The sequence below is a fragment of the Luteimonas fraxinea genome, assembly GCF_021233355.1.
Lineage (GTDB): Bacteria > Pseudomonadota > Gammaproteobacteria > Xanthomonadales > Xanthomonadaceae > Luteimonas > Luteimonas fraxinea.
This window is the reverse complement of record NZ_CP089507.1, coordinates 3,996,806-4,008,183: the sequence shown is the minus strand read 5'-3', so window position 1 is coordinate 4,008,183 and position 11,378 is coordinate 3,996,806. Positions and strand designations below refer to the sequence as shown.

Here is an 11,378-nt window from a genome sequence, read left to right as displayed (position 1 = left end):
TTGCACAGGTATCACCTGGTGCTATAAAATTGCGTCGGCTTGTATGGGACCAGCGATCCTGCACGAAGTGGCATTGATCGGACAAAGGCAAAGTCATGCGAAAAACCGAGTCGCACCTTTTGAAAGCTGCGCATGGGACTGTAAGAGGCCTCAGCAGAGCCGGCGCGATGGATCAGGTCACGCTCCGCGAGTTCGATCAGCTGAGCGTGCCTCCGGTCTCGCCGCTCCAACCGGATGAGATCAAGCGCATCAGAGAGGATTCGCACGTCAGCCAAGCCGTTTTTGCACGCTTGCTCAACACCAGCGTCTCCACTGTGCAGAAGTGGAGATCGGCCAGAAGAGGCCCGCAGGTACCGCCTTGAAGCTGCTGCACCTCGTGCAAAAGCGTGGGGTGGAGATCATCGCTGCATAGCTGGACACTGTGTCGCGTTACCACCAAGTCTAAATTATCCGTCTTCAACAGAACTCAAGTAGAACCACAGGCCCGCATGCAGACAACTACGCTAGTAACCGGGAGAAGACGCAAGTGCGCGGCTGATGAACCCCTTCATGGGCGGCCGCCATCCAACGTTGCCTACGCAACTGCACGGGGCCGCATGCTCCACGGCAAGTCCGACGAAATTCTTGGCGACGGATCGCTGGCGCGTTTTGAAGGCAAGGTGAACTTGATCTTCACATCACCGCCGTTCCCACTGAACCGTAAGAAGCGCTATGGCAATGAGACGGGGGAAAGTTATATCCGCTGGCTTTGCACGTTCGGCCCGCTCTTCAAGAAAATGCTCACACCGGACGGATCTATCGTGATCGAGATGGGAAACTCTTGGGAGCCTGGCTCGCCAGTAATGTCCACACTGGCGCTACGCGCGCTTCTTGAGTTTCAATCCAAGAACGATCTTCACCTCTGCCAAGAGTTCATCTGGCAGAACCCGGCGAAGTTGCCGTCACCGGCACAGTGGGTCAATGTCGAGCGTATTAGGGTGAAAGATAGTTTCACGAAGCTGTGGTGGCTGTCACCAAACGAGAAACCCAAAGCGAGCAATCAGCGCGTGCTCCAGGAATACAGCAAGTCCATGAAGGATTTGCTGAAAAAAGGCTCGTACAACGCCGGTAAGCGCCCCTCGGAACATGACATCGGAGAGACCTCGTTCCTGAAGAACAATGGTGGTGCAATTCCTTCGAACGTTCTGACATATGCAAATACACTAGCCTCCGACGCATATCAGACGTATTGCAGGGAAAACCAATTCCAACTGCACCCGGCACGGATGCCAAGCGATCTAGCAAAGTTCTTCATCAAGTTTCTGACGGAGCCGGGTGACATTGTCTTAGACCCGTTCGGTGGCAGCAACACTACGGGTTGCGCTGCAGAGGATCTTGAGCGGTTTTGGATCAGCATCGAGGCATCTGAGGAATACATTAAAGGGTCCCGTGGACGCTTCGGCGATGGCATAACCCTCGACTCGTTTTCAGTATCCTAAGCCGCCGACGAAGGTTGGGCATGTTTCTTAAACCTGGGGGAGCTAACGAATGACGCAGAACATTGACGAAGCCGAGTTGAGTGTCGGCCCAAAGGCGATCGATGCCTATAGCCGTCTGAGCTACACGATGTGGTTCGCGCTAGCCGAGTTCGTAGACAACTCAACCCAGTCGCGTCTTAACTATGGAACGCTTGTCGATGAACTGCTGAAGTCCGAAGGCCAGCCGCTGACGGTGTCCATCGTCCACAACCGACAGACCAAGGAAATCATGATCGAGGACAACTCGATTGGGATGACCAAGGCAGACTTGATCGCCGCGCTGAAGATCGCGAATCCAACAGCTGACAGCAAGGGTCGATCGAAGTATGGCATGGGCATGAAAACGGCCGCATGCTGGATCGGCGCAAAGTGGTCCGTGACGACCTGCGAATGGGCAGCGGCGAAGAATGGACCGCGACGGTCGATGTCGACGCGATTGCGAATCACGGTGCGAAGGTCCGCTGACCATGAAGTCAGTGAGCAAGGATGTGCACTACACGCGCATCACGATCACAGACCTACGCCGCGTGATTCAGAAGCGCTCCGAAGAGACCATCAAGACCTATCTGGGTTCGATGTACATGTTTGACCTGCGGCCAGACGACAAGGGCCAGGTAGCACTGAAGTTGACCTACAACGGCGAGGAAGTGGCACCGCCTCAGGACAGCGACTGGACACCGACCCGTCTGGCACGGTCATGTGCCGTGATCTACCGGAACTCGACATCGATGGCAAGAAGGTCAAGGGCTGGATCGGTGTACTACGCAAGGGTGGTCGGAAATTCGGTGGCTTCTCTCTCTTCCAGAATGGTCGTCAGATTCAGGGCTTCCCGAATGCCTGGAAGCCGAAGGCCATTTATGGCGGTGTCGATGACGAAGGCGCCAACAACTTGGTTGCGCAGCGGCTCACTGGTGTCCTGCAACTCGATGGTTTCGTTGTGTCCCATACGAAAGATGCGATCCTTTTTGAGGGCGACGAAGAGGACAAGCTGGAGCAGTTTCTTGTTAACGAGACCAAAGCCTATGCGGAGTACGCCAAGAGCAGGCGAGGTGGCGGACGGCAAAAATGGTCGAAGGAACAAGTACGCGAGTTCGCCAAGAGCATGCAAAGTGAGTTCACAAGCAATGAGTTCAAGGACGCGCTGAACAACGCTGCCCTGCCACCACCGGAAACAACCGCAGCCAACAACCAACAGATCTTGAAGACGCTTACCGCCGAAGAGGAACTGGTCACGCTCGACATTCTTCCGGATTTGAAAGTGGTTATGTCGCTGAAGGAGACCAGCGAGTGGGAGCCGCACGTCACGTTTGTACCAGGCGCGGACCCCAGCACTCTCCATGTCATTATCAATGGCTTGCATCCGTACTACCAGACGCTGGAGGCGAAGGACTCAATGCACGAATGCGTGCAGCAGTACATCTTCGACGCAGTCGCCGAGTTCAAAACTAGTAAACTGCTCTCTCGCGTCAACCCTGACAGCGTGCGCCGCCTGAAGAATGACTTGCTGCGAGCACGGGCGACACAACTCGACAACGCGGATGCCGAGGTCCGCGCGCAGGCGGAGGCTGATCTATTCGGGAATAAGATCGATTCTGCTCCAGGCCAGAGCTGAAGAGCCGCGGTATGCCTAAATTGACGCCGCGAGGGTGGCAAGTCGATGCGCTCGCTAGTTGGGAGCAAGCCAACTATCGCGGCATCGTAAGCGTCGTTACGGGCGGCGGCAAGACAGTGTTTGCGCTGTCATGCGTCGATCGCATTCGGCCGGTCGCGACACTCATCGTCGTCCCGACCGCGGCGCTGCTGGAGCAATGGTGGGAAGAGGCAGCAAGCTACTTCGATCTTGATCTAGATGAGATCAACATCATCACTGGGAGCCTGCGCTTCCGTCTTGGGGCGATTAACATCGCAGTGCTTAACACGGCCGCCAAGTTGCCTGAGCGCATGCAGGAGCAGCATAAGTGCTTCCTAATCGTTGATGAGTGTCACAAAGCTGCATCTGAGCAGTTCCGTTCGGCACTTCAAGTTCCAACCTTCGCGTCTTTGGGCCTCTCGGCAACGCCTGAACGGCAGTATGACGACGGCCTGAAGGAAGTGCTCGTACCAGCACTCGGCGAAATCATCTACAGCTATGACTACGCCGACGCACTGCGTGACGTGTAATCGTGCCCTTCGAACTAAAGAACATAGTCTTCGAGCTGGAAGCAGACAGACAAGCCGAATATGACAAGCTCAGCAAGGCCATAGCGCTCCATCAGCCAGCATGGGACCGAAGCTGAGGAAACGATTGCACTGTTCCTGAAGCGTGCCCGCGTCTTGAATCTCAGCCTGAACCGCATACGTTTGGCGTTAAAGCTGGTAGCAGCCAACCGCGGCAAGCGTATCCTGATCTTTCATGAAGATATCGAAGCCTGCGACCTGATCCACGGCGTGCTATCCGAGAACGGTGTCAGGAGCGGCGTCTATCACTCCAAGATGCCGCTCCGCACGAAAGCCGCGATGTTGGGGCGGTACCGGCGCGGTGAAATCGATGTGTTGGTGACGTGTCGTGCGCTCGACGAAGGCTTCAACGTGCCAGAAACCGAAGTCGGCATCATTGCCGCTAGTACGGCGACGCGGCGCCAGCGTATCCAACGTCTGGGCCGGGTCGTGCGCCCCCGAAGGGCAAGGATGGCGCCTCAATCTATACGCTCGTCGCGACCGGCCCGGAAATCCAGCGGCTCAAAGAGGAAGAGGAGCGCCTTGAAGCGTAGCAACTGTGACGTGGAGCCGGGCATGAAAAAGCTATTGACCGGCGAGTGCCACCCCGACAACATTTTTCAACTTGTCGATCCAACGACATATGTCGAAGGTGACTTCGAGGCTGAAGTCGTTAAAGCACTGTCGTGTTTGATGCCGGAGTATCGTTGCGGCGTGTTCGCTGGAGCGTTCGTCCTAGAGGGCGAGCGTCGCGTTGCGGATCTGGCGCTTGTTCACAAGAGCTTGTCGCATTGGTTCGTCGAGGTCGAACTGGCAGGTCATTCGCTGGAACACCACGTTCTGCCTCAAGTTCGCTGCTTTCGCTATGGCGACCCGGAGCACTCCTGTGTTACGAGCTTGGTACGGGCATTTAAAGACCTGACCCGTGAACAAGCCGAGGACCTTTTGAGCTACATACCCCGCTATGTTGCCGTTGTGGGCAACCTGCACGACCCGATCTGGGCAACAAAGCTAAGCGCTGTTGATACGCAGTATTTGACCGTGTCTATCTATCAGGACCGTAACGGACGAACAGCGCATGAGGTGGAAGGCCGACTATTCGTTAGAGCGCACAGCGTAGGATTTGCGCGGTTCTCGGCAATTGACAACTGCTTACGCATCCCCCGTGGCTGCGGGCTCCCGGTGGGGAACATTCAGATCGTGGATCAGTACGGCGTCGCTGGAGTATGGACGGTTCGCGACGAGGCTGGAAATCTGTGGATTCAGAAAGAACATGGACCTGCGCTGATTCCCCATGACAGCCTAGTGCAGATCATCCGAAATTTCGAAGGTCGCATCTCGATCTTGCTGTCGTCGTAGAGATGGAGCAATGCGCCTTTACAGGTGTCAACGCTTACTGAAGGAAAATGAAACGTTACCGGCGCTGGCGCCAAAGTAAATTCCCCCCCCCCCGGAATTGAATGCGAATGCGGTTCTTCCCTGGCATAAGGTCATCCAGATCGACAACGAGGATATTCATCTTGATCGGTTGTTCGACAATCGCCAGCTGCGCCGGCTGGTAGCAGTGGAGGTGAAGATCGGTGAATTCAAGGCAGCCTGCAAGGGTGAAGTTGAGCTTGCCCGCGCCGGCTCGACAAAAACGAGCGGGGGGGCTTCGCTGCTGGAAATCACCCTCTGCATCGGCAGAAGCACAAACAAATAAAATTCTGCGCGCTGTGCTTGCCAAGAGCGACCTGATTAGCACCAGTTTTCAGTTTCCTTACCCTGCGTGCGTGCGGGGGGGCGGATGGCGGATGGGGTGCCATCCCGGCCGTCTCCCGCATGCGGGAGACGGGTCAGGATCGGCGCGCTGAAGCTTCGTACTAATCAGGAAGAGCGATTCTGCAAGGCGACTGATTTATCCTGGCGCCAAGACGGCTTGGGTATGGATGGAGTCGCCTTCAAAAAGATCAAGCTGGCGCACATGCGCCTCAGCCTGTTCGGGGTCAGCCGTGAAGAGGACGACCGCCAGTTCTTTTAGTGCCCTTGTGCAGCTCACATAGAAAAGACGGCGTGTTCGATCCACAGTCGTTTCTTCACCTGCCTCGATGTGTTTTCGGTCGGTATCCGAAAGCGCTTTGAGGCCCAGGTATTTTTCGTAAGAAAACTGGAAATGGGTACTCTCCGCATCGTCTAACACGACGAGCACCCTATCAAATTCAGTACCCTTGATGCCTTGCTGAGTCCAAAAAGGTGAGCGCTCTGAAATGTAGGTCTGGTACGCCAGAAGCTGTCTAGCAGGACACGCTAAAAAAGCATCCATTGAGGCCATTTCCTTATCGGACTCATCGTCTTCTTGGTCGTCGTCATTGTCACCCCTTCTGCGGGCTGGGCAGGTGGAACTGCTTCCGGGTCCAAGTAAGATGCTAGCCGGGGATCGAAGATTAATAACCCTGCGGCGTACACCTGCTTCAGAAGGTCGCCGATCGTTACGTTGGAATTCCCGGCTATGCCTTCTGCAATTGAGGCAACAAGCTCTCTAAGTGCTTTAAGCCGCTCTGCGACGTTCGCTCCGGCGAGATCGCCTTTTTCAAGAAGGGGCGAATACTCTCGGATCAGTCGCATCACTTCGAGTTGCCGGCCTTCTGTATGGGCAATCGCTATCGGAATCAGAAATTTCACACACGGTGAAAGAGGCCATGCAGCCATCCAGAAAACCGTCTTTGAATGCTGTCGGCGCTTTGGAATTAAGTGCCGTGTAAAGCTCTCCGAACCCTAAGCGCTTTGCCGCCATCTGGTGAACAATGACGAGAAGCTTTACCCGCTCCTGGTCATCATCCCCTGCTCGCCAATGATCATCACCGGTTCGTGCCGCCATCCATTCGCGCACCCGAACCAGATTGGCATCTCGCGTATCGTCCGCAGGTAAAACGAAAAGATGGGCCGACCCTTCAGGAGTTGGAACGATACCTTCAGGGCCTAGACGTTGGCCTGGAATCTGAACGAGGTCATCACCATCGCGCCGAATGGCGTTTGCCAGGTTCAGCACCTTAGTGGAGCACCGAAAATTCTCTGGCTTCGGAATGTCGGCCCAGTTCGGTGCCGCTTCGACCAACCCGGTTCCCGTAGCATAAATTCGTTGCATCGGGTCGCCGAAGAAGCCGAGGCAAAATGTAACGCCGGGTTCGCGCTCAACGATCTTCAATGCCTCTATGACTTCGGTGGTCGTGTCCTGACTCTCGTCCACAAATACGAAAGGAAATTGGCGCGCGAGAAGGGTTCGAAAGAGAGGGCGCTCAGCGATGAGATACGGCACAAGCTTCAAAATGTCGTCGTGCCCCAAAATTCCCTTTACGTAGTCACTACCCGTTCCGTACCGGAAGCCTTTGACTGCGGCGATCCGCCCCGACTGCCTGCGAAGGGCTCCAGGTCTCGGGTGTCTTTGTCCTTTGTTCGCTGTTGAACCCTGGGGCCATAGGTTGCCTGTTTCTGTTCAAGTGCCTCAATTTTCTCCGCGATGCGCCCAGACACCCATACGCGAATGTCTTTCTGAAACGGTTTAGCTAGCAGCCACATGAAGCTGTGGATCGTCGAAACGTGAACCAGCGGATCACTGCCGACATCCCTCCATATCTCTCCGGCTGCGATCTCGGTGTAGGTAATGCAGGCAATGCGCTGGCGGAATTTCCTCAGCTTATCACCGTGTATTCGGATGGCCGACGACAGCCCCTTAATCAGAGACGTAGTTTTTCCGGAGCCGGCGCCGGCCTTCATTATGAAGCTGCGCGGCGGAACGTCTCCAAGGCAGTTTCGCAGATCAATGTCTGCCTGGGTGTCCGGCTTATTTGCCCGGCTACTCATGCTCGCCCCCTATCGCGACATCTTCGGCGATGAGAGCGGCGTCGGGCAGCACGGTCTCAAGTTCGATCCGTACTTCGTCCTTCAGCCAGACAAGCCCATCACGGATGTAAGCAGGTACATGCCACGCATTTTCGTCTTCAGTGAGAACGGCGAGCGCGAACTTCGTTTTATCGAAACTCTTCCGCGAAACCTTCTCATGAAGGCCTTTAGCAAGAGCGGCAGGACCAGCGGCCCCGCCCTTCACAATCAGACCAAGGGGCTTCCTCGCTGCGGCTTGGGACCACTCCGGGTTTTCAAGGCCAAAGTCCTCCTCAAGTGTGCGCCCGCGGAGGGTTTCAGTGGCTCCGTTCCAAGTGACAGCCCGTTCAGTCTGATAGGCCACGCGAACCTTCGTATCGTCTTCGAGCACGTGAGTTCTGTCCGCTTCAGAGGCGTTACGCAAGTCTTCGATTGTGAGCTTCCCCGGAAGCCATTTGATGAGGGTTTGATTCGAAGTCGCAGCGTCCGGTTCACTGGGCAAACAAGCCTTGCCGTATTTCTTCTTAGGCGCTGGGACTATAGGCTCACCGACCGGATCTTGCCCATTATCCTGGGCCTGCACAGCGACGTCTTCTTCCGCGTCGGCTGGAACCTCGAACTCCTCGACTTCTTCGTCATCCACATCTTCGCCAACCGCCGGAGCCACAAGGGCGACACTATCAATATCAGTGATGATCAGCGTTGTCAGACCGAGAAACTCAATAAGCGACTGGAAGCGGTGCCCAAAGGCACCGCCAACCTCCAAAATGCATAGACAAGCTGATCGGAGAGTCCTCGCGACCTTTCGAATCATTACGGGCAGGAGCAATCTCTCAACATTGCCTTCAACGAGAATAGCGGCATCTGAGAAAAAGAGATCGCAGTGAGTCAGCTTTAAATATCGTTCTAGAAAATCACGATCGTCTGGCTGAGCTTGGTAGAACGCCGATAAATTTAGAACTTCTGTCAACTGTTCCTTGCCGACTTTCTTGCGTCGGAAATAGCGGATTGGCTTGAAGCCTCGCTCGTAAAGGATGTGTGGCGAGTGGGTCGTGACGACCATTTGACTGCCAAAAATACTTCCATCGTCGCCCTCTATATTGAGAAGCTCAAGAACATTGCGGATGAAGACCTGTTGGAGTTGGGCGTGCAGATGGGCCTCTGGTTCCTCCACGAAAATCAGGTGCAATGGGGGGCGATTGTCCATCGTCGCCCACCTGGCTTGGGCGTCAAGAATCTCCACAACCATGTAGATCAAATTCTTGAACCCGAGCCCGTTATAACTGTCGGGAAGGGTGGCAGTGTCTTCGCCATCTCCGATCTGGTAGTGGACCCGCGCGTCCTGGCTCATGACGTGGGCGGGGTCCAGCGCCGACATAATCTTCAGTCGCGGGTTATTGATGCCTGGATAGCCAAGCTTAGCGAGCCGATCAAGCGTCGGCTTGAATACCCCATCTAAGTGAACATTGAGCGCTTGTTCGGATTCGAACAGCGCCCTAAGGGCTGTGTGATCGTCTTGCCTCTGATTAAGGTTGCGCTTGTAGAAACGGCTCAACCGCTTTGACAAATCTTCCGATCTACCGCCGGCTTCCGGATTAGGATCAGAAAGGTGTCGCTGAGCCCCGAGGTTGTCGATATGAATAAGCGATTTCAGAATCGTTCCGCCGCCTGGCTCACCACCTAGTTCATCTGGAACATAGTCGCCGATTTCGCGGAAGCTCTCATCGAATTGCGTGCGGTCCAAGATGAAGTAGCGCAGCTCATATTCGCTCTTTAGTTCGCGCTGGAGATAGTCCGTCATGGAGCGAGGCCAGGGAATATATTGCGACTCGGGCGGCAATTCCGCAGCCTGCCCTGTACCTTTGGCTTTAGCTTCTTGGTAGTTTTGAATGAGGTTAATGGCGCTTCGAGCTGTCAGGGAAACTCTTATGCCGACCTTGGTTCCTTCCCACGCTGTACTCGGAAGTAAGGGAATTACTAGATAGAGGTCTGGCGCTGCAACTTCGAACCAGAGATCAAGGTCTATGCTTGGGAGTGAGAAACCCTCGGGAATCGGGTCGGCCAAGTTGATATTCACAGCTTCATCGAAAGTCTTCCAGCACGAAGAGCTGAAATCATAGAGACTGAAACGATCCCTTCCACCCGTGACGAAAGCATGGATGGCCTGAGTTGCCGACGTTTTTCCACTGTTATTCGATCCTACGAATATTGATATGTCGTCAGCCAGCTCAAATGAGCATCCTTCAGGCGTCGAAAATTCCTGAGACGATACGAGTGAAGATGCACGAACCCCTCCGCTATGTTTTTTAAATTAATAGCAAGCTATATTCGCCGAAATATGGCGGAGCGTTCGAGTCTTGTCAGAGCCGATGTACAGCTCTGGCCGAAGGCAGCCAACTCGTACAAATCGATAATAAGCGAAACACATCAGTACGTCTCCGCTTTGCGGACCGCGCTGCTCCAGGTTCGCTACCCGCTCATCCCTGGCGGGACTGGCTATCGCCAGCCTTCCACATCCCTGACGCCTCCGGCCCGGCTTCCAGCTTCGGGCCTGCGCGCTTCGCTTGCGTGCGGTCTGCACATCAAGGCGGCCGTTGCCTTGTCCAGCCGTCTCCCCTGACTTCATCACCTTGCTCGCGACTGTAGCCCGCGGCCGTGTGCCGTCAAGGCGCGCAGGGCCCTGTCCTCGGCTGCGCCTGCGGGCCGCACCAACCCTGCGCTTGTTTCCTTGACGGCCCCCGTCCGCGCGCTCCTGACCGTCGCGGGCGATGAACTCAGGAAAGACGGTGGCAACAGGGCCAACCGGGTTCCTCGTGCCGACCGCACCGAACAGCCGAAAGGCTGGGCTCCGAATCTAGGAATCCGGTGTGCGGTTTGAACAGCAAACCCTTCTTTGTCAGGAGAAAGACCATGCAACTCGCATCCCGATTCGCTTCCCGTTCCCCGTCGCTGCGCAGCGATTACCCGCTGTCCGATGACCAAATCCGCCGCGTGGCCCCGTCCATCTTCGCGGACGTCCCGCACGAAAGCCGTTCTGAACGGTACGCCTACATCCCCACCGCCGCCGTACTGACAGAACTGCGCAAGGAAGGGTTCCAGCCCTTCATGGTGGCGCAGACCGCGTGCGCAGCGAAGACCGCCGCGACTTCACCAAGCACATGATCCGGCTGCGCCATGCCAACCAGATCAACGATGCAGAAGCCAATGAAATTGTCCTGCTGAACTCGCACGACGGCACCAGCAGCTATCAATTGTTGGCTGGCCTGCTGCGCTTTGTCTGCCAGAACGGATTGGTATTCGGCGACACCGTGGCCGATGTGCGCGTACCCCACAAGGGCGACGTGGCCGGACACGTCATCGAAGGCGCTTACGAAGTGTTGAGCGGCTTCGACCGGGTGAAGGAATCCCGCGATTCCATGCGCGCCATCACCTTGAACGATGACGAATCCGAAGTGTTCGCCCGCGCCGCGCTGGCCCTCAAGTACGACGACCCCGACAAGCCCGCGCCCATCACGGAATCGCAAATCCTGATGCCGCGCCGCCACGACGACCGCCGTCCGGACTTGTGGAGCGTGTTCAACCGCACGCAAGAAAACCTGACCCAAGGCGGCCTGCGCGGGCGCAGCGCCAACGGACGCCGCCAGCAGACCCGTCCGGTGCAGGGCATCGACCAAAACATCCGACTGAATCGCGCGCTTTGGCTGCTGGCCGATGGCCTGCGCCAGTTGAAAGCCTGAATCCCCACGCGGCAGGGGCAGGCAGCAGCCCTTGCCGCTTCTCTCGCTGCTGCATCCCAACCGCAAGGAG

The 11,378-nt window shown here is 56.0% G+C and carries 10 protein-coding genes and 1 pseudogene; 7 read left to right on the top strand and 4 right to left on the bottom strand.

The window, feature by feature from the left end; genetic code table 11:
* The first annotated feature begins 596 nt into the window (after nt 1–596).
* The 6 genes from LU699_RS18290 to LU699_RS18495 all read left to right on the top strand — a co-directional run bounded on the left by LU699_RS18290 (nt 597) and on the right by LU699_RS18495 (nt 5,415).
* Nucleotides 597–1,478: a DNA-methyltransferase gene (locus LU699_RS18290; protein WP_232580418.1), complete on the top strand. Its 882-nt coding sequence runs from the start codon at nt 597–599 to the stop codon at nt 1,476–1,478.
* Nucleotides 1,479–1,527: 49 nt separating this feature from the next.
* A complete protein-coding gene (locus LU699_RS18285) occupies nt 1,528–2,106 on the top strand; it encodes an ATP-binding protein (protein ID WP_232580416.1) in 579 nt (192 codons plus the stop codon).
* 108 nt (nt 2,107–2,214) lie between these two features.
* Nucleotides 2,215–3,129 (top strand): hypothetical protein, encoded by a 915-nt coding sequence (locus tag LU699_RS18280; RefSeq protein ID WP_232580414.1) that lies wholly within the window; start codon nt 2,215–2,217, stop codon nt 3,127–3,129.
* An 11-nt stretch (nt 3,130–3,140) separates the two neighbouring features.
* On the top strand, nt 3,141–3,677 hold the full coding sequence (locus LU699_RS18275; RefSeq protein ID WP_232580412.1) for a DEAD/DEAH box helicase: 537 nt from the start codon (nt 3,141–3,143) through the stop codon (nt 3,675–3,677).
* Between the two features lie 153 nt (nt 3,678–3,830).
* On the top strand, nt 3,831–5,072 hold the full coding sequence (locus LU699_RS18270) for a DEAD/DEAH box helicase (protein WP_232580405.1): 1,242 nt from the start codon (nt 3,831–3,833) through the stop codon (nt 5,070–5,072).
* 97 nt (nt 5,073–5,169) lie between these two features.
* Nucleotides 5,170–5,415, top strand: coding sequence for a hypothetical protein (locus tag LU699_RS18495; RefSeq protein WP_425491648.1), 246 nt, complete (start codon nt 5,170–5,172; stop codon nt 5,413–5,415).
* A gap of 195 nt (nt 5,416–5,610) precedes the next feature.
* Here the strand turns inward: LU699_RS18495 and LU699_RS18260 are convergent, their stop codons facing one another.
* From LU699_RS18260 to LU699_RS18245, 4 genes are all read right to left on the bottom strand, one after another.
* Nucleotides 5,611–6,024: a hypothetical protein gene (locus tag LU699_RS18260; RefSeq protein WP_232580404.1), complete on the bottom strand. Its 414-nt coding sequence runs from the start codon at nt 6,022–6,024 to the stop codon at nt 5,611–5,613.
* Nucleotides 6,025–6,282: 258 nt separating this feature from the next.
* Nucleotides 6,283–7,035, bottom strand: coding sequence for a UvrD-helicase domain-containing protein (locus LU699_RS18255; RefSeq protein WP_269781317.1), 753 nt, complete (start codon nt 7,033–7,035; stop codon nt 6,283–6,285).
* Between the two features lie 8 nt (nt 7,036–7,043).
* Nucleotides 7,044–7,553, bottom strand: a complete 510-nt coding sequence (locus tag LU699_RS18250; RefSeq protein ID WP_269781316.1) for an AAA family ATPase — start codon at nt 7,551–7,553, stop codon at nt 7,044–7,046.
* Nucleotides 7,546–9,636, bottom strand: a complete 2,091-nt coding sequence (locus tag LU699_RS18245; RefSeq protein WP_336246135.1) for an ATP-dependent nuclease — start codon at nt 9,634–9,636, stop codon at nt 7,546–7,548. Before LU699_RS18245 ends, LU699_RS18250 begins: the two co-directional genes overlap by 8 nt.
* Nucleotides 9,637–10,481: 845 nt before the next feature.
* Between LU699_RS18245 and LU699_RS18240 the strand changes: the two are divergent.
* Nucleotides 10,482–11,308, top strand: a pseudogene (locus LU699_RS18240) (DUF932 domain-containing protein).
* Nucleotides 11,309–11,378: the final 70 nt, after the last annotated feature.

Excerpts from the sequence above, each read along its gene's own strand:
- LU699_RS18260 (WP_232580404.1), bottom strand. The coding sequence starts at position 6,024 with ATGGCCTCAATGGATGCTTTTTTAGCGTGTCCTGCTAGACAGCTTCTG.
- LU699_RS18275 (WP_232580412.1), top strand. The coding sequence starts at position 3,141 with ATGCCTAAATTGACGCCGCGAGGGTGGCAAGTCGATGCGCTCGCTAGT.
- LU699_RS18250 (WP_269781316.1), bottom strand. The coding sequence starts at position 7,553 with ATGAGTAGCCGGGCAAATAAGCCGGACACCCAGGCAGACATTGATCTG.
- LU699_RS18290 (WP_232580418.1), top strand. The coding sequence starts at position 597 with ATGCTCCACGGCAAGTCCGACGAAATTCTTGGCGACGGATCGCTGGCG.
- LU699_RS18285 (WP_232580416.1), top strand. The coding sequence starts at position 1,528 with ATGACGCAGAACATTGACGAAGCCGAGTTGAGTGTCGGCCCAAAGGCG.
- LU699_RS18280 (WP_232580414.1), top strand. The coding sequence starts at position 2,215 with ATGTGCCGTGATCTACCGGAACTCGACATCGATGGCAAGAAGGTCAAG.